Source organism: Heyndrickxia sp. FSL K6-6286, from assembly GCF_038630395.1.
Taxonomy (GTDB): domain Bacteria; phylum Bacillota; class Bacilli; order Bacillales; family Bacillaceae_C; genus Heyndrickxia; species Heyndrickxia oleronia.
Genome location: NZ_CP152029.1, coordinates 2,265,496 through 2,289,109, shown reverse-complemented (window position 1 = coordinate 2,289,109; position 23,614 = coordinate 2,265,496). Strand labels below are relative to the sequence as shown.

The window sequence follows — 23,614 nt, the reverse complement described above, 5'->3', positions numbered from 1 at the left end:
GCAAAAAGGAGGAAACAAATTGAATAATAAAAATGAATTTTTAAATTGGAAGTTCATTCTTCCCCTATTCATTGGACTTCTCCTAATTATTCTTGTCCCTCTTTATTATAATTACAATAAAGAGGATCAGAAAAAATTAGATAATCAAAGCAGTCAAGAAAATAAAAAACAGGAAAATGCTCCAAAATACTTATGGGGAGTGGATTCTGCTAGTAAAACAACAAAGGAAATGTACAAATGTGTGAATGAGAATTTTGGAAAACCAAAAGTATGGGGTCGATATATTGGAACCAATGAAGAGGTTTCAACAGGTTTAACCCAACAAGAAATTGAACTACTTCATGAAAAAAAGGTAAAAATCCTGTTAATCTATAATCACTTTTCAAATGCTACAACACAAAAAGCAGGACAGCAAGAGGCAAAAAAAGCGATTAAATATGCTAAAGAGTTGCGAGTTCCGAAGGATACCTTACTATTTGCTGACATAGAACCCAACTATCCAGTTGATTCAGCCTTTATTAAGGGATGGGTTGAAACATTGAATAAATCCGATTATCTTCCTGGAATCTATGGAGTTTTTGATAAAAATCAAAAATTATTTAGCGCATTTAATAAAGCAGGAAACGATGTGAAAGAAAAAGCAATCATTTGGTCTGCAGCACCAAATATAAACATTACCTCGAAAGAAAAAGCTCCTAAATATAACCCTACCGGCCCTAAAGAATCAAAAATACTTGGATGGCAATATGGGATCGATGCGAAAAAATGTAATATTGACACTAATTTATTCAAAGGGGAAATTGAAAAAAATTTATGGTAAACCAAGAAATTAGGTGTTTAAGGGGTGGCTAATCCCCTAAAACACCTAAAAGTATTTACAATTATGCAATGCTTTTATAAAGTAATTTTTTAAGTATAGGAAATAATACATTAGGTAATTCCTCAATATTGGACACTAAAATACTGAAATTCCCATATATATCATGTAAAATCTTTTTTTGACTTTCTTCAATTTCTGAATTGGACAAAAAGATATTAATCACGTCTATTCCCTTTTTCCTTGCTTGTAAAACTGCTTCATGAGTGTCCACAATCCCATTTTGTTCGTATCCAAACGCTGCCGGCTCCCCATCAGAAAATACTAATAAGAACTTTTGATTTTCAAATCTAGTCATTAAGCGATCGGTCATAAGACGGATTGCATAGCCATCCCTATTATCTTCCTCTGGTTGAAGTTGCATAATTTCCGGACCGGATAGATTTCGTAATGATGTTGAAAATTCAATGACAGGTTTAAAATAATTAGGCTGCTTTTCCATTGTTGCATCATTCGTATCTTCCCAAAATCCAATAACCTCATGTGCAACATTTACAGATTTTAAAGCTTCATGAAATAGTGTAATGCCGAGCTTTGTTTGCTCCATTTTGTCATACATAGAAGCAGAACAATCTACTAATAGTGAAAAGACCGCATCAATTTCACTTGAAGGTTCCTGTTTCTTATAAAATAGTCTCGGATTTTCGTCTGTGAAAAATGGCAACAGTTTCTTACGTAATCTTCCAAAATGTAAATCCGTTCTTGGTGATATTTTTTTATGTTCCAATGTCTTTTCAATAATTTTTTTCAATTTCTTTTGATAATTACTGATCATTGACTTGAAATCGCGATATTGTTTCTCTTCTTCATACGTAGGTTTTTCTGGACTTAAAAAAATAGGATAAGCAAAACGATTTTCTTTACCATAATTTTTTTCAATCCCTTGATTGCTTCTTTGCTTATGTTCTTGCACTTCTAATTTTGAATAATCATTTTTATTTGTTCTTTGTACTGAACCTTGAACAACAGCAAGTGCTTGATCACCTGCCTCACCCTCTCTTACCCCTTCGCCTAATAAATCAGTACCTGAACCTTGATCTAAATCAAATTGCAAGAAGCTTTTACTTAAATCACTTGTTTCTCGGTGCCATGTACGAAACTCTTCTTCAAATACTTCCTCATCCCCTTCTGATTTTTTATCTATTACATCATTATTTTGAAGGGGATCCTTTCTTTTTAAGTCATCAAAAGTTGGGTTATGAATAATCTCATCATATTTTTTATCAGGAAGATGGAAATACTCATTTAACATGTCCTGATCTAAAATATCCTCCAATGTTTCTGTTAATTCTAAACAAAGCTTTACGGTATCTTTTGTTGATTTTGTTTCGAAGAATTTAGTAATTGTATTTTTAATGTATGGCATCGCCAAATTAATTTCTTCATTGTAATTAGGTATGTTTTCATTCGGCGAATCTGAAGTTAATAAGAGAAAAATATTATTAAATAAAGCATCTGTATAAATACTTTTGACGAGATTCACTTTTAATTGTGATTCAAAATATTTTCGATAGACAAATATTCTATCCTTAAAAGCTGATTTTGTTCCTGGACGTTTCAGTTTAATTATTTCTTCTAGTCTTAAATCCTCAGTTATCATAAATAATTGCTTTGCAAAACTTTTTAATGAAGTAGTAGATAGTTTTTGAAGTAAATAGTAAATATCCTCTTCATTTGTAAACGAATAGTTGCCTATCGCTCGTAAATAAACATCACTCTTTAGTCCATTTATCATTATATTTTTGGGACGATGGTTCCAAAAATGGCGTACATATATTTTTTTTGACATTCGATCTAAATAAGAATGCACACCAAACTCTACTTCATAATCAAGGTTTTTCGTTAAAGTAGTAACTAAATCAGCTAATTCCATAACAATCATTGAATCAATTTTTTCATCATTGAATTGAATAAATCGTTGCATGCGATTGCCCCCTATTCAAACAATGTTTCGGCAATATTACGAATCGCTGCTTTTTCACGTTCATCCTCTAATTTATCTATGATCCCTCTTTGGATGGCCCTTAATGGAGGTAAATAAATGGAAAGATCACAAGTATCAATGAGAGCTCTAATCGAGGCTGCTTCTTCAGAAATTTTCCCCATTTCGGCTTGAACAATTAAATCACTCGATAATTGTACAAATCGATTAATTAATTTCTCATCTTTTAACTGGCTTTGTGCATGTAATACCTTTTTCAAAATCGCCCCTTGAATATAAGGAACATCGATTACGATAAAGCGATTTTTTAGTGCCTCGTTTAAAGGAACTGTACCGACATATCCTTCATTAATTGCTGCAATAACACCAAAATGATTCTCAGCTGTAATGACTTCACCAGTAAACGGATTGGCAATCGTTCTGCGATAATCCAGTACTCCATTCAAAATAGGCAATGTTTCTGGCTTTGCCATATTAATTTCATCTATATATAGTAAATATCCTTTTTTCATGGCCTCTATAACGGGACCAGATACAAACTTTATTACGCTTTGTCCATTTTCCTGACCGATTGTTTTAAACCCTAAGAGACCTTCTGCATCTAAATCTACGGAACAGTTAATACTTTTCATAGGTTGTCCAAGGAGCAAAGAGAGTGTTTCGGCTAGTTTTGTTTTCCCAGAACCCGTTGGGCCTTTCAATAATATATTTTTTCCGAGAAGAATCGCGACGAGTGCATCCATTAAAATAGAATCATTAGAAGGGATATATCCTTCTTGTTCTATAAGCTTATTTTCATCATTTGCTTTAAAATAGTCTTTTCTTTTATTTAATCTATCTTTTATTTCATCAGGCAATGAGATTATATTATCAAACATATTGCAATTCCTTTCTATATCTTGCATACTAGGGAAATTATATTCCTACAATTGTATTTTAGGTTAATCATTCTATAATTGCAAAATCTAAAAAGGAAATCAAAATAAATAATTACTGATTATGTTTCATATGGTAAAATTATATAAAGTGTTTGAAAAACGAAAAAATTTAAGGTATACTTTGCTTTTGAATGGAGTTTAAGGTGCGTGAATATATGGTAATGGAATATTTATTCAATCTCATATACGATCCTGTTATTTGCTCGTTCTATGTAAGTATTTTACTGACCATTGGACTAGCTTATATATGGAATCATTTCATAGTAAATCCCTATTCTTGTATAACAACGGAACCAACTGCTACAAGAATAACAAGTTCACAACAATGGCTTAGAGATTGTAAAATTATTCAAAATAACTTTATCTTATGGATAATTAAATGTATTAGAAGAAAGGAATCACCGAATGAGGATCCAGACCATCATTTATCCGTTACTCTTTTCTTAACATGAATTTATACTAGGAGGATATATGATGAAACGTTCTTTACAATACACCATATTATTAATAGGTTCGGTATTTCTACTCTCTGCTTGTGGAAATACAGCTCCGGGTACGAAGAAATCTGGTTTTTTTAATGACTATTTTGTTGAGCCTTTTTCAAAGGTCATTCATTTTACTGCTGATCTATTCGGTGGTAACTATGGAGTTGCGATTATTCTTATTACGATTCTAATTCGTTTAATCCTTATGCCTTTTATGATGAAAACGTTTAAAAAACAACAAATCATGAAGGTTAAAATGGAAAAATTAAAACCTGAAATGACAGCAATTCAAACAAAAATGAAACAAGCAAAAACAAAAGAAGAACAAATGAAATATCAACAAGAAATGATGGGGCTTTACAAAAAACATGATGTAAATCCTTTAAATATGGGATGCTTACCTTTAATTATTCAAATGCCTATCTTAATGGCCTTCTATTATGCGATTAGAGGTTCAAAAGAAATCGCTACACATTCATTCCTTTGGTTTGATTTAGGTCATGTAGACATTCCAATGGCGATTATTGCTGGGATCATTTATTATTTCCAGTCAAAAGTTTCACTTATTGGTATGAGTGAAGATCAACAAAAGCAAATGAAAATATTTGGTCTGATTTCACCTATTATGATTTTAATCATTTCTTTCAGTGCTCCTGCGGCACTTCCACTTTACTGGGCTGTTGGTGGTGCATTCTTAATTGGACAAACATATTTGTCTAAACGTTTTTATCAAACACACCCAGTAGAACAAGAACAACCTAAAAAGGGAAAATAAGAAAAGCACCTGTTCTAATTAGGAACAGGTGCTTTTTGTCCATTGTTAACATACAAATACAATCCCCGATTCGGTTTTTGAATATTTATGTCGACCTTTTCTACAACCTTCATAAAGGTAGTCATGTTCGCAATTTTTAATCCTGACTTTTCCTCAATTTTCTTTTGTAAATCTGTACCTCTAATTGGTTCAGTTTCTTCTTTTAATATTTGAATGGCAACCTCACACATTTTACTCGTTTTACTTCTCCTAGAAGGACGTGCCTTTCTAATTTTCAATGGTGGGCTGTCCATATGGGATATTTCTTTCTTTTCTCCTTTCGATTGTGGTAAATCCATTGATTTAATCTGTATTATTTCTTCGTAATTATTCGTCTCTAATCTATCTTTTTCATCCAACTCTCGTAATTTTGTAAATAAACGCTCACGTTCCTCACGTAACTCTTTTAATAAGCGTATTTCCGTATTTTCTAATTGCTCAAGCCGGAGTTTAAGCGCCATCCTCTCATTGAACATATAATCCCCTCATTTTTATATGCATTTTTCAAATTAGACATCGTAACTTTTTTACTATTACCATTATAATATGTGATATTATAAATAAAAAGATAGAATTATGTGAATTTTATATCTATAAATCTACATTTTTCTACTTCTTTTTGTCGTCCGGATGAATAATTTGTAGAAATATATTTTAAATTTTTTGATAAATGCAATTGAAAAAATACTGTTAAACTAGTAGGATTATTGTAAGCGTTGCCATTTTTAATTCAAGTTTAACAACTACACCCATGATATACCTCTAGTTAACTATGAATGCATTAAGGAGGGCTATTAAATGAGTCAAGTTTTAGCAGGTATTAATGAAAAGGTGGAAAAGTTCTTACAAGGAAAAAAGAAACTTTATATTAATGGAGAGTTTGTGGAAAGTGTCTCTGGTAAAACATTTGATACACCAAACCCTGCAACAGGTGAAGTTTTGGCAACCGTATATGAAGCAGGTGCAGAAGATATTGATCGTGCTGTAAAAGCTGCAAGGGCAGCATTTGATCAAGGAAAATGGTCTAAAATGAGTGCCGCTGCACGTGGCAGACTCATGTATAAATTAGCAGATTTAATGGAAGAGAATAAAGAAGCATTAGCACAATTAGAAACATTAGATAATGGAAAACCGATCAATGAAACGATGAATGCTGATGTTCCATTAGCAATTGAACATATGAGATATTATGCTGGATGGACAAATAAAATTACTGGTCAAACCATTCCAGTTAGTGGTCCTTTCTTTAACTATACACGACACGAAGCAGTGGGAGTCGTTGGGCAAATCATTCCTTGGAACTTCCCACTTCTAATGGCAATGTGGAAAATGGGTGCTGCGCTCGCAACAGGCTGTACCATTGTATTGAAACCTGCCGAGCAAACACCATTGTCCGCCCTTTTCTTAGCTGAGCTTGCAGAAGAAGCTGGTTTTCCTGCAGGGGTCATTAATATAGTCCCTGGATTTGGTGAAACAGCCGGTCAACCGCTTGTCGACCATCCACTCGTTGATAAAATTGCTTTCACAGGCTCAACTGTTGTTGGAAAATCGATTATGGAACGAGCAGCAAAGACACTAAAACGTGTCACATTAGAACTAGGTGGCAAGTCTCCTAATATTATTCTACCTGATGCTGATCTAAGGAAAGCCATTCCGGGTGCATTAAATGGAGTAATGTTTAACCAAGGCCAGGTATGCTGTGCGGGTTCACGTGTATTTATCCAAAAGAAAAGCTATGATAATGTGGTTGCCGATATGGTTTCACATGCAAAATCAATTAAACAAGGATTTGGTTTGGATTCAGAAACTCAAATGGGTCCACTTGTTTCAACCGAACAACAAAGTCGAGTCCTCAATTATATTGAAAAAGGTATCAACGAAGGGGCTGAACTACTTACTGGTGGCGGTAAACCACGGGAGGAAGGGTACTTTGTTGAACCAACAATATTTGCTGATGTCAATGATGAAATGACGATCGCGAAAGAGGAAATCTTTGGACCAGTTATTGCTGCATTACCATTTGATGACTTGGATGAAGTAATCAATCGTGCAAATAATAGTGAGTATGGTTTAGCTGCAGGTTTATGGACACGTGATGTAGCAAATGCACACTATATCGCAAACAAGCTTCGAGCTGGTACTGTATGGGTAAACTGTTATAATGTATTTGATGCAGCTTCCCCATTCGGTGGTTATAAACAATCTGGTATCGGTCGAGAAATGGGATCTTATGCATTAAACAATTATACCGAAGTGAAAAGTGTATGGCTGTCACTTAAATAACCATAAAAAAATAAGAGTCGAACCAGACTCTTATTTTTTTATTTTCTTCTCATGAATAAACATTTTTTAGAGCTATCTCATCCTTGGTAACCCTTATAGATAGCCCCAAAAAATTAATGATTATTTGATATTAGCTCTATAGATTGTTCACGTAATCGATATTTTTGTATTTTCCCAGAGGCTGTCACTGGATAACTATCCGTTATTTCTACAAATCGAGGTATTTTATGTCTAGCAATTTTCCCTTTGCAATAATCTCTTACTTCTTCTATTGTAATGCTTTCTCCCTCTTTTGGAATAATCCATGCCATTACTTGTTCACCATATGTTTCATCGGGAACACCGATTACTTGTACATCTAATACTTTCGGATGAGTATATAGAAATTCTTCTATTTCACGGGGATAAATATTTTCACCCCCTCTAATAATCATATCTTTCAATCTACCTGTAATTCTACAGTAACCCTGTTCATCCATAACAGCTAAATCCCCTGTATGAAGCCAGCCCTCTTCATCAATTACCTCTTTAGTGGCTTCAGGATTCTTATAATACCCCTTCATTACATGATATCCTCTAGTACATAATTCACCTTGCTCCCCATTTCTCACAACTAGGTTGGTGCTTGGGTCGACTATTTTTACTTCTACATTAGGTAATGCACGTCCAACTGTTTCAACTCGTAGTTCAATAGGATCATTGGTGCGGGTTTGTGTTATTACAGGTGAAGATTCTGTTTGCCCATAAGCAATTGTAATTTCTGAAGCACCCATGCGATAAATTACACCTTTCATCACCTCAATCGGACAGTTCGATCCTGCCATTATCCCAGTTCTAAGACTAGAAAGATCATATTGATCGAAATCAGGCTGATTTAGCTCAGTAATAAACATGGTCGGAACTCCATGAAGTCCTGTGCATTTTTCATCCTGAACTGTTTGCAATACTTGTTTTGGATGGAACTCCTGGATAGGTACCATTGTGGCTCCGACAGAAACACATGCCATCGTTCCTAATACACAGCCGAAGCAATGAAAGAATGGTACAGGTATACAAAGTCGATCCTCCTTAGTTAACCTCATACAGTTAGCAATATTGTAACCATTATTTACAATATTACTGTGCGTTAACATCACCCCTTTAGGAAAACCAGTTGTACCTGATGTATACTGCATATTTATCACATCACTTGAATCAAGTGAATACAATCGCTCGTCTAATTCATGATCTGAAATATCTTCACCTATTTTTTTTATATCCTTCCAACTATATGTACCAGGGTAATGATTATCTCCTAAAACGATTACATTTTTAAGCATAGGTAATCTTTTACTATTTAGTGATCCCGGTTTTGCCTCTTTTAATTCAGGACAAATTTCATTGAGCATATCTATATATGATGCGTCCCTGTAACTCTCCATCAAAATGATTGTTTTTGAGTCTGATTGGCGTAATAAATATTCCAATTCAGTTGTACGATAATTTGTATTCACAGTAACTAATATAGCTCCCATTTTTGCTGTTGCAAATTGTGCTGTGAGCCACTCAGGTGTATTTGTTGCCCATATAGCTAAATGATCTCCTTTATCTATTCCTAGTCTCATTAATCCCTTTGCAACGATACGGCATTCATCATTAAATTCCTTATACGACCACCTAAGGTTTCGATCTGCATATATAACCGCTTCATGATTTGGGTGTTTTTCTGCCTTTTGTTCAAGTAATTCACCTATTGTTATTGTTAATACTGAAGACATGAATATAGCTCCCCCCTTTGAAATGACTGAATAAGATTATTAGTTATTGATTTATCGTCTTAGTTATTCATTCATTACACATATATTATCACGTTTTTCTGAATATTCAAATACAAAATAAATAGTTGCCCAGCACTAAAAATATTTATTCATCTGAAGAATATAAGCAAAAAGAACTAAATTTTTATAAAGTTCAAGATTTTAAGTCGTTAACCTTTTCTTTTCACAGAAAAAGAGTTAAAATGATTAGAAAATATAGAAAAGATTATATTCCACTAGGAGGTTTTGTCATGAAAATCATGAGTAACGAATTGTTGGTGGCAGCCTATCGAGACGCTGAAAAGAAAGGTCAAGATCGTGAGTGGATTAAACTATTAAAATCAGAAATTACGAAGAGGGGTTTAAACCCTTATAAAAATTAACTTTGAAAAAGAAGGGGTTGTCTCTAAATAGAGGCATCCCCTATTATATTTATTCCTCATATCTAGGTTTAGTTGGATCACATTCAGGAAGTTTAATATTTGTTGATTCAGCTAATTTTGTCAAATAGTAGCATTCCTCACGAAACATGTGATCAGCCATTAATACTGGAAATGTTCCAAGTAATTGATCAGATAAATCCAACTCAAATAATTCATTTAAAAAGAATTGAAACATTTCCATCTCTATTTGGACATCTGAATTAAATCGCTTCAATGCCGGAAAACTTTCTTCTTGTGTTCGCAAATATCCTGTTAGCTCTACTGCTTTTAAATAAAATTGCTCAAAATGTTTAACGAATTCAGCACTTGACTTCTTTATTCTTTTTTCTGTCGCATCCATCTCATCGTTAATTGCACCTGCATGCCCATAGGCATCCTGTAACCATAGTAAATGGTGATGTAATTCATGAAAAATCGGAGGCTTTTCTCCAATTTTTAAAAAGCCCAAAATCCTCTCGTATTCTTCAAGCTCATTCACCATATAATTTAGAAAACTGGGTGATAAATGAATACTAATTTTACTAACTAAATGTCTCTTAATCATTTCTAACTTGAAATTTTTTAGTTTCACTACATACGGTTCTACATCATTCGCTAAGTTAATTGCAGCTTCATCACTTTGTAAATCTCTTGCTTCCTGTAAAAAGCTATCAAAAGCTTCCTTCAATTCTAATGCGATCTGTATGGACTGTTTTTCATTTTGACTTAAGGAAGATAATATAAAACGGGAATGATCTCCAAGAATCTGCAGCCAAAATGTATGTTCAAATTTAGCATTTGTTAATAAAGAACTCATCACACTCACCTCCCATCCTATTTTTATTCATAAATAAGCTTGACTTATGATTATGTATAAAAGAAAAGCTGTTTTCATAGAATTTGTTACTTTTGTAAAAGCCCAACTGGCTTTTAAACCCAATAAGGGATTCAGCGGTTCCTTTTAGTGTTTGCAGCTCTTTTTTCAGTGAAATGAAAAGGTGTAGTGGTCTGCAGCCGATAGTTATTCGTGAAAACTTTACATAAATAGAAACAAGGGTCGAGAAAGGGTGTTTTTGTATAGTTTGTGCCTTTGTAAAAGCCCTACTGCCGGCTTTTACATTCAATAAAGGATTCAGCGATTCTTATGGAGTTTGCAGCTCTTTTCTCAGTGAAATGAAAAGATGTAGTGGACTGCAGCCGATAGTTATTCGTGAACACTTTACTTAAATAGAAACAATGGCTGAGAAAAGAGCCTTGAGAAAAGAGCCAAAAGAAAAACCTTCCTCTTTTAAAAGAGAAAGGTTTTTCGCAGATTATGCTTCAAGTAATAAATCCTCAGGATTTTCAAGAAGTTTCTTAACTGTCACTAAGAATCCAACAGCTTCAGCACCGTCAATTACTCTATGATCATAAGATAAAGCTACATACATCATAGGACGAATTTCAATATTATCCCCTACAGCAACTGGTCGCTTTTGAATTGTATGCATACCTAAAATCCCTACTTGTGTTCCATTGATAATAGGTGTTGAGAAAAGTGAACCAAATGTTCCACCATTAGTTATTGTAAATGTTCCGCCTTGTAAATCGCCTAAAGATAATTTATTTTCTCGTGCTTTCTTTGCAAAACCAGCGATATCAGCTTCAATTTCAGCGAAGTTTTTACGGTCACTGTCACGAACAACTGGTACTACAAGACCTTCATCAGTAGAAACCGCAATACCAATATCATAGTATTTTTTCACAATTAATTCATTACCTTGAATTTCAGAGTTAACTGCCGGATATTTTTTCAAGGCAGCAACAACTGCTTTCGTAAAGAAAGACATGAAACCAAGTCGTGTACCATCATGTTCCTCTTGGAATTTATCTTTTTTACGCTTACGTAGCTCCATAACAGCAGTCATATCAATTTCATTAAATGTAGTTAACATTGCTGTATTTTGTTTCACTTCAAGTAAACGTTTAGCAATCGTTTGACGACGACGGGACATGCGAACAATTTCAACTGGTTTTCCATCTTCTTGAGAGACAGGTGCTGATGGTGCTGATTTTGAAGCTTGCACCTCCTGTTTCGGTTGAGTAGTATGTGCATTTACATCTTGTACACGTACACGTCCCATAGGATCGACAGGACTTACTGCAGATAAATCAATCCCTTTTTCACGAGCAAGTTTACGTGCAGCAGGAGATGCTATTGGGCGATCCTTTTTATCAGTTTCAGGAGTAGACTGTGGTTGAGCAGCTACTTTCTCCTCTTGCTTAGGTGCTTCAGTTTTTTCTGTATTAGCTGGAGTAGATGCTTCTCCTCCTTCAGAAACTACTGCAATAACTTGTCCAACTTGGACAGTATCACCTTCTTCAGCCTTAAGTTCTTGGATAACCCCAGCTTCTTCAGATATTACTTCAACATTGACTTTATCTGTCTCTAATTCGACAATGTATTCCCCTTTTTCAACGCGATCTCCAGGTTGTTTTAACCATTGAGCAATTGTTCCTTCTGTAATTGATTCTGCTAATTCTGGTACTTTGATTTCAGCCACTATGTTGTCCTCCCTTAATATGAATCACTTTTTCTTTATATAATATAATTATTTCGTTAATGCCTCATTTAAGATTCGAGCTTGTTCTTTCTTATGAACAATTGGATCTCCTTCAGATGGGCTAGAACGTCTTGGACGACCTACATATTTAACATCTACTCCATTTGGTGCGAGTTCACGTAAATAAGGATCAGCGAAAGTCCATCCACCCATATTTTGCGGCTCTTCTTGAACCCAGACAAGTTCTTTCAAATTACTATATTTATTAATAATCTCAGTAATTTCTTTTTCAGGGAATGGGTACAATTCTTCAACTCTTAAAATATGAACCCAATCTAACTGTTCATCCTTAATGCGCTCTTCGAAATCAATAGCGATTTTTCCACTACATAAAATAATACGTTCTACTTTTTTAACTTCTGCTCCTAATCCCTTTTGCTCCAATACAGGTTTAAATTCTCCAGTTGTTAGTTCGCTTCCATCTACTGAAGATAACGGATGACGAAGCAGACTCTTAGGAGTGACTAACACTAATGGACGTACTTCTTCTTTTTGTAGCATTGCACTTTGACGACGTAATATATGAAAATATTGAGCTGAAGTTGAAAGGTTTGCCACAGTCCAGTTATTTTCAGCCGCTAACTGTAAGAAACGTTCCAATCTTGCACTTGAATGTTCCGGTCCTTGGCCTTCGTATCCATGTGGTAATAACATAACTAAACCAGATTTTTGTCCCCATTTTGCACGACCCGCAGAAATAAACTGGTCAAACATAACTTGGGCCATATTAGCAAAATCGCCAAATTGTGCTTCCCAGATAACAAGTGTTTCTGGAGAAAATACATTGTAACCGTATTCGTAGCCAACAACAGCTGCTTCTGTAAGTGGACTGTTATAAACAACGAATGAAGCATTCGCATCTTTTAAATGATGTAAAGGAATATATTCATTTCCATTTTTTTCATCATGTAGAACTAAATTACGGTGTGCAAATGTTCCACGCTGGGAATCCTGACCTGTAAAACGAATCGGAGTTCCATCTTTAATGATTGATGCAAAAGCAAGGGATTCTGCATGTGCCCAGTCTATTTTTCCATCGCCATCAAACACATTTTCTCGACGTTTTAAAATTCTAGCTAATTTCTTAAATGCATTAAAATCTTCTGGCCAATTTAATAGTTCAGAATTAATTTCACGTAATTCCTTTTCATTAACCGCTGTTTCAACCTTAGGGAATCCTTTTGCAACAATTTCTGGTGGATTCATCACTGTATCTGGATCTTCTTCTTTTTTAGGCACACGATCATAAGCCGCTTGAAGCTTAGTTTGAATGTCTTGTTCAATCGTTTTAACTTCTTCATTCGAAATGATACCTTCAGCCATCAACTTGTTCGCATATAGTTCTCTGACAGTTGGATGCTTATGAACAATGTTATACATTAAAGGATTTGTCACCATAGGTTCATCCATTTCATTATGACCAAATCGACGGTAGCCTACTAAATCAATTAGGAAGTCTTTATGGAATCTATTTCGATATTCATAAGCTAAAGTTGCTGCAGCTAGAACAGCTTCAGGATCATCGGCATTCACATGAATAATCGGTATTTCAAAACCTTTAGCTGTATCGGAAGCATATTTTGTTGAACGAGAATCATAGCTTTCGGTTGTGAATCCTATCATATTATTAGCAATAATATGGATAGAACCACCAGTATGAAAGCCCTTTAGACCACTCATATTTAAAGTTTCTGCTACTATACCTTGACCAGGGAAAGCAGCATCACCATGTACTAATATTGCATATGAACTGTCTGTGTCTTGAGTTGGATAACCAGCAACATTTCTTTGTTCTTGTGCCGCTCTTGTATATCCTTCAACAATTGGACTTGCCACTTCAAGGTGACTTGGGTTATTTGCTAATACAATTCGGGTTGTTGTTGTATTTTCGTCTTTTACACGTCGATCTGCACCAAGATGATATTTCACATCCCCTGTCCAGCCATAAGTAATCCCTATGGAGCCTTCGGATGGAATTAAATCTTTATTTGGTGCATGCTGAAATTCCGCGAAAATGAGTTCATACGGTTTTTCTAGTATATGAGCTAATACATTTAAGCGGCCTCTATGTGCCATTCCTATATTTACAGTCCTTGCACCTGTCTTAACAGATGAATGAATGATTTGATCCATTAATGGTACTAAGGAATCAAGTCCTTCAATGGAGAATCTTTTCTGTCCTACAAAAGTTCTATGAATAAACTTCTCAAAACCTTCAACTTCTGACAGACGTTTTAATATTGCTATCTTTTGCTCTTTTGTTAGTTCTGGCAGTAAGCCTCCAGATTCAACTGTACGCTGTAACCAATTCTTTTCTTCCAAATCATGTACTTGATAAAACTCAAATGCTAATTTCTTTGTGTATACAGATTTCAAATGATTAATGGCATCTAAACCATTTTTCACTGTAGCCGGGGCATCAGGACAAATAAAAGATGCTGGTATATTTTTTAAGTCTTCCTCGGTTAAATCGAATTCTGACAATTCAATCCTTCGAGTATCCTTTTTACGATCATTTAATGGATTAATATCCGCTGCAAGATGTCCATATGTACGGATGTTATCCGCCAATTTAACAGCTGCAACCATTTTACTAAATACTGTTGGGTTTGTTGGCAATTGGAATGAAATATCTGCCTGCCCATGAGTCGTTAAGCCTTCTTCAGAAACCGTAGGTGATCCCCACTCTTCAAAAAGAACTTTCATTTCCGGATCTACACTCTCCGGATCATTTACGAATTGTTCGTAAACTTCCATCACATAACCAAGGTTTGGACCAGAAAAACTTTCCCAAAAACCTTTTGATGCTTGTCGTTTCATCTCAAAAAACCTCCAGCTATTAAGCCTAATATTATTGATAGAAAAGATTAGAAAAATAAATATATGTAATTAAAAACAAAAAACCAAAAACGCTTACAGACATCATTCTATCACTGTAATCTAATAATATAAAGGATAAAAAACAATTTTTTCAAAATTAATATGAATGCCCATTCAATCGAGTTACTGCTCGTTTAAAATCACAAATTTCTGCTTTGATACAGGTTGTTATAAACTATTTCCCGTTTATTGATTTCTGAATATTCTATCAACATTTGTAGTGGTATTTCTATTTTTATAATAGCCATTTTAGATACCACTCATACTACCATTCTAGAAGATTTAAAGTTCAAGCTTGAGACTGATACTTATGTGATATTTGCCCTGTCCTTTAATAACAATACCATCCGATTTGCATACATTATTATATAGGTCATTTGCTCAGGAGGTACAAATTATGTTTCCTTGGAATATGTTTCCCTTTAACAACAAAAATAACTTTATGAAACAAATGAATTCTCAAGATATTGAAAAACAAGTTCAAAACATGATTTCACAATTTATGCCTGAGCAATGGAAGGATATGTTTAATCACGAGGATATGATAAAACGTGCAGCATCAATGTTTCAGAATGGAGAGCAACCCCAATCAAATCAAGCATCGGAGAATACTCAACAAGATCAGCCGCAGCCTTCTGCAAGCCCAGCAATTGATGTAAGTGTTTTTGAAACCTTTGATGACATTTATGTAAGATTGCCTATAAAAAATGAATCTTGGTTGAAGCAAGTGAAAATTTACCATACTTCCAACCAAGCAATTATAGAAAATATACCTGAAATGGGCCAAAGACATGTGATAACCTTACCTACTTTAATTAAGAAAAAAGGAACTATCGCACAATATAAAGATGAAATGTTAGAAATTAAAATGACAAAATCTGCTGATATGCAGTATACGGAAGTTGACGTAGCGGAGAAATTATAATTGGAGCAGAAATTACAATGGACACCCTTTTTGGTATCACAAGCAACTGAATGAAAAATAGACAATAAAGAAAGAGCTATCTGAATATCTCTTATCAGATAGCATCTTTAATCACTGGCAATGAAAAAGTTATACTTGTTCCTTTACCAAGCTCACTTGTTGCGCGTATATCTCCCTCATAGCTTTCTACTAATTGTTTAGCAATTGAAAGCCCTAAACCATTTCCACCCTTTGCTCGGCTTCTTGCTTTATCGACACGATAAAAACGATGGAAAATCTTTGACAAATCTTCTTCTGGAATACCTAAACCATAATCTCGTACAGTGATTCTGACCATTTTATGATCATGATCCTCTTCAATAGATACATCGACCTTTTGAATTTCATCAGAGTATTTAACGGCATTATCCAATAAAATTATCATTATTTGTTCAAAGTGATTTTCACTAATTTGTACAGTAGAATTTTTCAATTTATGTTCAATCAGTTCAAATGTAAAGTTTTCATGTATGACTTCAAAGTTTTTAATAATTCGGGATAAGGTTTTTATTAACAATGTGCTATGATCCCTAGTTTTAATTTCAATTTGTTCTGCTCTAGATAAATCTAATAATTCCTGGACAAGATTTTTCATTCGATCTAACTCTTGTATTGATGCATGTAATGATTCATCTAAAATACTCGGATCTTTTTTCCCCCAACGGTTTAACAATTTCAAATGTCCTTCCATGATTTGAACGGGGGTGCGAAGCTCATGGGAAGCATCTTCGACAAAACGTTTCTGTTGATTAAATGCCAGTTCAATTTGATCCATCATTTCATTAAAAATATGGGCTAACTCTCCCATTTCATCTTTTGAATTACTTGGCTCCATCCTTTCATGAAAGCCTTTTTTACGTATTTTTTTCATCGTTGTAGAAAACTTCTGCAAAGGCTTTAAAAAGCCTTTGGCCATTAAAAATCCTATTAAACCACTTAATAAAAGCGCAATCCCGCCAAATATACTCATGATAAAAAAAAGACTACCCATCATTTGGTGGTATCTTGTTAAAGGTTGAACAATTGCAACATAACCTGAAAAGCCATCAAAGCGCACAGGTGCACGACCTAAGTAAATTTTTTTATGCTTCGTAGTATAGAGCTCCACTGTTTTATTACTAACAGGACTAAAAGGAATCACATATGTTGGTGCTTCTGGATTTTTAATAGTTACTTTATTTCCTTTCGCATCAAAAATCTGAATCGTTAAATCTTTTTCATAGATTTGATTCTTTATTTCTTCGTTATCTGCAAAATTACCACCCTGTTTTACAAAGATCGATATTTCATCCAATGCTTGGGAAATATTATTTTTTTCTTCATGAAGCATCCATTGACTAACTACATGATATTGAATAAAACTAAAAAAGAAAAATGCAAAAAAAATGGCCGCACTTGTTCCTATTGACCATTTTACCTTCAAGGATTGACCTCGATACCAATTTTTTATACGCTTCATTCACGCATCACATACCCTGTTCCTCGCACAGTTTGAATATAACTTTCTTCGCCAGGATTATCAATTTTATTTCGCAAATAACGAATATACACGTCTACGACATTCGTTTCAACTTCAGTTTCATAGCCCCATACTTTATTCAATAATACTTCTCTCGTCATCACGATATTTTTATTCTCTAGTAAGGTCAAAAGCAAATCATATTCTCTTTTTGTCACATCGATAATTTTGTCATTCTTCTTTACGATACGACTTTCTTTCTCCACAAACAAATCACGAAAAGTATAAGAGGTAAGTTGGATTTTCGGATCATGTATTTCAATTCTCCTAAAAATCGAACGTAATCGAGCTAATAATTCTTCAATGGCAAAGGGCTTGACAATATAATCATCTGCTCCATGATCTAAGCCAGAAACACGATCTATCACACTATCACGTGCTGTAATCATTATAATTGGTGTATCTTTCTCCTGACGTAATCTTCGACAAACTTCCATTCCATTTAAGCTAGGGAGCATTAAATCAAGTAAAACAACATCCCAATCTTCTTGTAGAGCCGACTGCAAACCTTCACGTCCATCATTAGCCACCTTTACCTCATAGCCTTCATATTTGAGTTCGAGTTCAATAAATCTTGCTAAATTCTTTTCATCTTCTATAATTAATATCCTTTTCATTTGAACACCTGCTTCATCTAACAAGTTTTCTTACTCTTCTTATTTTATACGAGTTTTAGAAAAAATTAAATCCATTACCGCATGGACTATTTCAACTGATTGAAAGGCAAATAACATAATCGCTGTTGCACTAAAAAATACGATGGGAATAAATCGTATCCACATAATGATGCGCCTCCTTTAAGATATACATATCATACAAAGCATAGATGAAAATCAGATGAGAAAAAGATAATAAAAAGAAAAAAAATAACCGGCTATATTAGCCGGAATTAAAGAAAGAACTTTATAATGAGTATAAAAAGAACTAACCATAGTAATGGGTAACAACTATGTAATGTCCTTTTAACGCAAAATCAATGGTACATAATAAATACTAAAGACTCATGAAAGAAAGATTAAAAATTCATGAGAAAATGTATTTTTCTCATCATACACTATAAATAATTGTTAAGAAAACGTTCATATTTTAACATTTTTCTATAAGTTGTCAATATAACAAATTACGTATAATTAAGGTAAACAAATCAAGGAGGTTTGCAAAATGACATTACGAATAAATAATCAAAGTTGGGTTTGGTTCGTTCTTTTAGCTACCTTGATATTGCTTGCGAATTTTTTACTATATAGGGTTGAATTTACACAACCAATTACACCCCTGATCACTATTGGTTCCTTTTTAGACTTTATTGTTACAATCCCCATACTAGCATATTTTTTTATAATTAGAAGACGCCTCTCCATTAAATATCTCTTTGCAATTATAGGTGCAGGGTATGTTGCCGCATGGCTGATTATTCCCGCAACTTATTTTCAAACACTATCCGCTGCAAAATACATTTTATTTGCTGTAGAAGGCACTTTTATTATTTTTGAATTGATTTTAATAGCATTATTATTAAAAAGACTACCTTCAGTTATAGACACATTCAAATCAAAACATGAGCGGATTCCTTTTTTTAAGGATCGATTAGAAAATTCCTTTCTCACCCATTTTAAGCCTTCAAAATTTCTATTTATTCTTATCTCAGAAATCTCCGTTTTTTATTATAGTTTGTTTGCATGGAAAAAAAGACCTAGTCATATACACTTCAAGGCCTTTTCATACCATAAAAAGACAAGTACGATCGCATTAAATATCATGATCATTCATGCTCTAATTATTGAATCTATAGGCTTTCACTTTTTATTACATCAGTGGAGTCCAATCATAACAATAATCGCTCTTGTGATTAATATATACGGTTTATTCATGTTACTTGCCGAAATACAAGCAGTTAGATTATGCCCTTATTTGTTATCGGATCAAAACCTAATTCTTCAAACAGGGATCATGAAGAAAATAGATATTCCTTTAAAACTTATTCTTTCCGTCAATGAGTACACTCGTTCCTCTCCTCTTTCTAAGCAGGAACTAGCTTCTATTTTTGATGCAGCTCCTTCTGACTTTATCAAGGAAAAGCCACAAATAGAAATAATTTTAAAAGATCCAATTCAGGCATCTTACTTGTATGGTATGACAAAAAAAGTAAATACTATTCATTTACGTGTTGATGACCCTCTATTATTTTTAAACACATTAAAGAACAAAATAGAATCATAGTGTTATGAGATTCTATTAGAATTTGAGTATTTAATAGATATATATTGTCATGAAAGCATCGAATATGCTATGATAAAACACAATATATAGTTATATACTATTTTTCCACAACTAAATATTGAATTATTTCAAGCGAAGGTGTCCATTTACTGGACTTAATAGGGAATCCGGTTTGACTCCGGAACTGTCCCCGCAACTGTATTTGTGAACGAACAAGACTAACCACTGTATCTAAATAGATATGGGAAGGTTCTTAAGTAGGCTGCACATAAGTCAGGAGACCTGCCTTTTCTTGAAAGTTTCAAATTTCTTCGGGGATTGAGAAGATGAAACGATAGTGAGAGTTTTTTTACTTTTATTTTTTTACATCTTTTCCTATCGTTTGATCCGCTCAACTTACTTGTGACGGATCTTTTTTTATGGCTTTTTTTAGACAAGTTTATTAAAAGTCACATTATCTATTGGAGGGAAAAAAATGACTCTAGTAACAAAGGGTGCTGAAATGACGGAATGGATGAATCACATAATGCAAATATTAGAAGGTTCTGATACAAAAAACGAAGATCTAACGTCGCTCTTGTTGTTTGGTAAAAATTTATTTGAGCAAAAACCATGGCTACCCGAGGATGAATGGGTAAATCAAATAATTCTAGAATGTTTATCAAACATAAACGCAGAAAATCCTAATTGGACTTATCATGCCTCTAACCTATTTATGGAACATCTATATTACAAAGCTTCACAAACACGTGGATACTTATTCAAAAATAAATATGGAAACCTACTAGAATTAATTGTTCGTCTTACAAAAGATGGTATTTATTCAAGAGAATTATTAAACAAGTATACAGAGGATGACATTCATTTGTTTGAATCCTTTATTGATCCGACAAGGGATGGACTTTTTACATATATTGGTATACGTACTTTAGCTGACAGATATTTGGCAACCGACCACAAAAAAAGAGTGTTTGAGTTACCTCAAGAACGTTGGATGATTATTGCGATGTATTTAATGCAAAATGAACCTATTGAGAATCGTATTCAGTTGGTAAAAGACGCTTACTGGGCATTAAGTAATCTTTACATGACCGTCGCTACACCTACACTATCTAATGCAGGAAAAAATTACGGGCAATTATCGAGCTGTTTTATCGATACTGTTGATGATAGTTTACAAGCCATCTTTGATAGTCATACTGATATTGCTAATCTATCAAAAAATGGTGGAGGTATTGGTGTTTATTTAGGAAAAATTCGTAGCCGTGGCAGTGCGATTAAAGGATTTAGTGGTGCTTCCTCTGGAGTACTTCCTTGGATGAAGCAATTAAATAATATTGCAGTGAGTGTGGATCAATTAGGGCAAAGAAAAGGAGCTATTTGTGTTTACTTAGATGTATGGCATAAGGATATTACTTCCTTTTTAGATTCTAAATTAAATAACGGGGACGAACGATTACGTACACATGATCTCTTTCATGGTGTTTGTCTTCCAGATTTGTTTATGGAACAAGTGGAGGCTCGCGAAAATTGGTATTTGTTTGATCCACATGAAGTAAGACAAACCCTAGGTTTTTCTCTAGAGGATTATTATGATGAACAAAAAGGCAAAGGAAGCTTTAGAGAGAAGTACTGGGAATGTGTTAACCACCCTACCCTGACGAAAACGAGTATACCCGCGATTGAATTGATGAAGAGAATTATGAAAAGCCAACTTGAATCAGGTGGTCCCTTCATGTTTTATCGTGATGAAGTGAATCGAAAAAATCCAAATAAGCATCAAGGTATGATCTATTCTAGTAATTTATGTACAGAAATTATGCAAAATCAAAGCCCTACAACGATGATCAGCCAATACACTGAGGATGGGAAAATCATGATTGAAAAACAGCCAGGCGATTTTGTTGTATGCAACTTATCATCTATTCATTTAGCTAAGGCAGTGAAAGATGATGTTCTTGAAAAACTTATCCCAATTCAAGTTCGGATGCTAGATAATGTCATTGATTTAAATACAATCCCTGTCGTACAAGCACAATTAACGAACAAAAAATATCGTGCAATAGGATTAGGAACATTTGGATGGCATCATTTACTAGCTTTAGAGAAAATTTCGTGGGAAAGTGAAGAGGCAATTGAATATGCAGATAAACTATATGAAAAAATTGCCTTTTTAACGATTAAGGCTAGCATGTTATTAGCACAAGAAAAGGGCGCATATGAGCTGTTCCACGGATCGGATTGGGAAACTGGTTCTTATTTTGATGCTAGAGGATATTTCAACTCTGAAAGCTCCCATCCCTGGTTACGATTATTCCAAGATATCCAAAAATTCGGGATAAGAAATGGCTACCTAATGGCAGTTGCTCCTAACTCATCAACATCATTAATAGCAGGAAGCTCAGCAAGCATTGATCCAATTTTTCAAAAGTTTTATTCAGAGGAAAAAAAGGATTATAAAATCCCCGTAACCGCTCCGGATCTAAATGCAGAGACAACTTGGTATTATAAATCCGCCTATTTCATAGATCAGCATTGGAGTATCCGGCAAAATGAAGCCAGACAAAGACATATTGATCAATCCATATCATTTAATCTTTATGTTCAAAATACCGTTCAGGCGAAGGAGCTATTAGATTTACATCTTCATGCTTGGAAAGCTGGTTTAAAAACTAGCTATTATTTACGCTCTACCTCTACAACGTTAGAAGAATGTGATTCTTGTTCAAGTTAAGAAGGGAGAAAAAGGAATGTCTAATAAACTACAAACACGCAAGATCATTGACAATACAGCACCAAACCGATCAACATCAATCATTAATGGAAGATGCTCCAATATACTTAATTGGGATGATGTTCGCTTTTCTTGGGCCTATCCTAAATATAAGAAAATGCTAGGAAATTTTTGGACACCGTTTGAAATAAATATGTCCCAAGATATAAAACAGTTCCCAACTTTATCAAAAGAAGAACAGGATGCCTTCTTAAAAATCATTGGTTTATTAGCCTTACTAGATAGTATTCAAACCGATTACGCAGGCAAAGTAGCCGATTACTTAACAGATTCTAGCTTAAATGCACTAATGATTATTTTGGCCCAGCAAGAAGTTATTCACAATCATTCCTATTCCTATGTTTTATCTAGTATTGTCCCAAAGCATGTCCAGGATGAAGTATTTGAATTTTGGAGAACGGAACCAGTTTTAGAAAAGCGGAATGAATTTGTTACAAATGGCTATACAGCTTTCGCTACAAGACCAAGTGTAGAAAACCTATTAAAATCTATTGTTTTTGATGTGATATTAGAAGGTCTCTTTTTTTATTCAGGTTTTGCCTTTTTCTATAATCTTGCACGAAATCAAAAAATGGTCGCAACGTCAACGATGATTAATTATATTAATCGCGATGAACAATTACATGTTGATTTATTTGTAAAGATTTTTAAAGAAGTATTGGTAGAATATCCTGAATATGATAATGAGGAGTTAAAAGCTTTCGTTGAAGATACCTTTAAAAAGGCAGCGAAATTAGAAATCGAATGGGCAAGATCTATTATTGGCAACCATATTGACGGAATATTAGTAAAGGATTTAGAGGATTATATTAAATTCTATGCCAATATACGCTGCAAGCAACTTGGATTCGAACGTCCCTTCCCAGATTATCGTACAAATCCATTACGTTGGATTAAAGCCTATGAAGAAGTAGATTTAGGTAAGTCAGATTTCTTCGAACAAAAGTCACGCCAATATACGAAAGTAAATTATGTGGATAATGGATTTGATGAATTATAATAATAGTTCAAAAGAGGCTGGGACATAACTAGCTTCAAATAGTGAAAAAGTTGAATTTGAGCGAACTCAAATTCAAC

At 34.1% G+C, this 23,614-nt stretch carries 19 protein-coding genes and 1 riboswitch; of the genes, 9 read left to right on the top strand and 10 right to left on the bottom strand.

What is annotated here, in order from left to right:
* The first annotated feature begins 19 nt into the window (after positions 1-19).
* Positions 20-820, top strand: a complete 801-nt coding sequence (locus tag MHI39_RS11545) for a glycoside hydrolase domain-containing protein (RefSeq protein ID WP_259545263.1) — start codon at positions 20-22, stop codon at positions 818-820.
* Between the two features lie 61 nt (positions 821-881).
* Here the strand turns inward: MHI39_RS11545 and MHI39_RS11540 are convergent, their stop codons facing one another.
* Positions 882-2,801: a VWA domain-containing protein gene (locus MHI39_RS11540; RefSeq protein ID WP_058004378.1), complete on the bottom strand. Its 1,920-nt coding sequence runs from the start codon at positions 2,799-2,801 to the stop codon at positions 882-884.
* Positions 2,802-2,812: 11 nt separating this feature from the next.
* Complete coding sequence (locus tag MHI39_RS11535; protein ID WP_201785816.1) at positions 2,813-3,697, bottom strand: MoxR family ATPase; 885 nt, start codon at positions 3,695-3,697, stop codon at positions 2,813-2,815.
* Positions 3,698-3,900: 203 nt separating this feature from the next.
* Here MHI39_RS11535 and MHI39_RS11530 point away from each other — a divergent pair, with 203 nt between their 5' ends.
* Together MHI39_RS11530 and yidC are read left to right on the top strand one after the other, a co-directional pair.
* On the top strand, positions 3,901-4,209 hold the full coding sequence (locus MHI39_RS11530) for a hypothetical protein (protein WP_152984766.1): 309 nt from the start codon (positions 3,901-3,903) through the stop codon (positions 4,207-4,209).
* Between the two features lie 22 nt (positions 4,210-4,231).
* Positions 4,232-5,017, top strand: coding sequence for a membrane protein insertase YidC (gene yidC / locus MHI39_RS11525; RefSeq protein WP_058004376.1), 786 nt, complete (start codon positions 4,232-4,234; stop codon positions 5,015-5,017).
* Between the two features lie 14 nt (positions 5,018-5,031).
* Here the strand turns inward: yidC and MHI39_RS11520 are convergent, their stop codons facing one another.
* Positions 5,032-5,532 (bottom strand): hypothetical protein, encoded by a 501-nt coding sequence (locus MHI39_RS11520; RefSeq protein WP_058004375.1) that lies wholly within the window; start codon positions 5,530-5,532, stop codon positions 5,032-5,034.
* Positions 5,533-5,854: 322 nt separating this feature from the next.
* Between MHI39_RS11520 and MHI39_RS11515 the strand changes: the two genes are divergently transcribed.
* Complete coding sequence (locus MHI39_RS11515; protein WP_058004374.1) at positions 5,855-7,339, top strand: aldehyde dehydrogenase family protein; 1,485 nt, start codon at positions 5,855-5,857, stop codon at positions 7,337-7,339.
* Between the two features lie 113 nt (positions 7,340-7,452).
* On the opposite strand, the gene MHI39_RS11510 is transcribed toward MHI39_RS11515, so the two are convergent.
* Positions 7,453-9,096: an AMP-binding protein gene (locus MHI39_RS11510; protein ID WP_342541267.1), complete on the bottom strand. Its 1,644-nt coding sequence runs from the start codon at positions 9,094-9,096 to the stop codon at positions 7,453-7,455.
* 290 nt (positions 9,097-9,386) lie between these two features.
* On the opposite strand from MHI39_RS11510, the gene sda reads away from it, so the two are divergent.
* Positions 9,387-9,518 (top strand): sporulation histidine kinase inhibitor Sda, encoded by a 132-nt coding sequence (sda, locus tag MHI39_RS11505; protein WP_058004372.1) that lies wholly within the window; start codon positions 9,387-9,389, stop codon positions 9,516-9,518.
* 49 nt (positions 9,519-9,567) lie between these two features.
* On the opposite strand, the gene MHI39_RS11500 is transcribed toward sda, so the two are convergent.
* From MHI39_RS11500 to MHI39_RS11490, 3 genes are all read right to left on the bottom strand, one after another.
* A complete protein-coding gene (locus tag MHI39_RS11500) occupies positions 9,568-10,374 on the bottom strand; it encodes a DUF2935 domain-containing protein (RefSeq protein ID WP_342541266.1) in 807 nt (268 codons plus the stop codon).
* A 496-nt stretch (positions 10,375-10,870) separates the two neighbouring features.
* Positions 10,871-12,100, bottom strand: coding sequence for a 2-oxoglutarate dehydrogenase complex dihydrolipoyllysine-residue succinyltransferase (odhB, locus tag MHI39_RS11495; protein ID WP_058004370.1), 1,230 nt, complete (start codon positions 12,098-12,100; stop codon positions 10,871-10,873).
* Positions 12,101-12,148: 48 nt separating this feature from the next.
* Positions 12,149-14,980 carry a 2-oxoglutarate dehydrogenase E1 component gene (locus tag MHI39_RS11490; RefSeq protein WP_078110880.1) on the bottom strand — a complete coding sequence of 944 codons (2,832 nt, stop codon included), beginning with the start codon at positions 14,978-14,980 and terminating at the stop codon, positions 12,149-12,151.
* Positions 14,981-15,437: 457 nt separating this feature from the next.
* Here MHI39_RS11490 and MHI39_RS11485 point away from each other — a divergent pair, with 457 nt between their 5' ends.
* Complete coding sequence (locus MHI39_RS11485; RefSeq protein ID WP_058004368.1) at positions 15,438-15,965, top strand: hypothetical protein; 528 nt, start codon at positions 15,438-15,440, stop codon at positions 15,963-15,965.
* A 94-nt stretch (positions 15,966-16,059) separates the two neighbouring features.
* Here MHI39_RS11485 and MHI39_RS11480 read toward each other — a convergent pair whose 3' ends face one another.
* The 3 genes from MHI39_RS11480 to MHI39_RS11470 are packed head-to-tail and all read right to left on the bottom strand — an operon-like array spanning position 16,060 to position 18,305.
* On the bottom strand, positions 16,060-17,463 hold the full coding sequence (locus MHI39_RS11480) for a HAMP domain-containing histidine kinase (protein ID WP_342541264.1): 1,404 nt from the start codon (positions 17,461-17,463) through the stop codon (positions 16,060-16,062).
* Positions 17,460-18,140 (bottom strand): response regulator transcription factor, encoded by a 681-nt coding sequence (locus MHI39_RS11475; protein ID WP_071974987.1) that lies wholly within the window; start codon positions 18,138-18,140, stop codon positions 17,460-17,462. The genes MHI39_RS11480 and MHI39_RS11475 overlap by 4 nt, the downstream gene beginning before the upstream one ends.
* 39 nt (positions 18,141-18,179) lie before the next feature.
* A complete protein-coding gene (locus MHI39_RS11470; protein ID WP_257234065.1) occupies positions 18,180-18,305 on the bottom strand; it encodes a hypothetical protein in 126 nt (41 codons plus the stop codon).
* Between the two features lie 379 nt (positions 18,306-18,684).
* On the opposite strand from MHI39_RS11470, the gene MHI39_RS11465 reads away from it, so the two are divergent.
* The 3 genes from MHI39_RS11465 (at position 18,685) to MHI39_RS11455 (ending at position 23,537) form a co-directional block, all read left to right on the top strand.
* Entirely contained in the window at positions 18,685-19,743 is a 1,059-nt protein-coding gene (locus MHI39_RS11465; RefSeq protein ID WP_342541263.1) for a hypothetical protein, read from the top strand.
* 119 nt (positions 19,744-19,862) lie between these two features.
* Positions 19,863-20,048: riboswitch (cobalamin riboswitch) on the top strand.
* 170 nt (positions 20,049-20,218) lie between these two features.
* Positions 20,219-22,477 carry a ribonucleoside-diphosphate reductase subunit alpha gene (locus MHI39_RS11460; protein ID WP_342541262.1) on the top strand — a complete coding sequence of 753 codons (2,259 nt, stop codon included), beginning with the start codon at positions 20,219-20,221 and terminating at the stop codon, positions 22,475-22,477.
* Positions 22,478-22,493: 16 nt separating this feature from the next.
* Positions 22,494-23,537 carry a ribonucleotide-diphosphate reductase subunit beta gene (locus tag MHI39_RS11455; RefSeq protein WP_058004365.1) on the top strand — a complete coding sequence of 348 codons (1,044 nt, stop codon included), beginning with the start codon at positions 22,494-22,496 and terminating at the stop codon, positions 23,535-23,537.
* Positions 23,538-23,614: the final 77 nt, after the last annotated feature.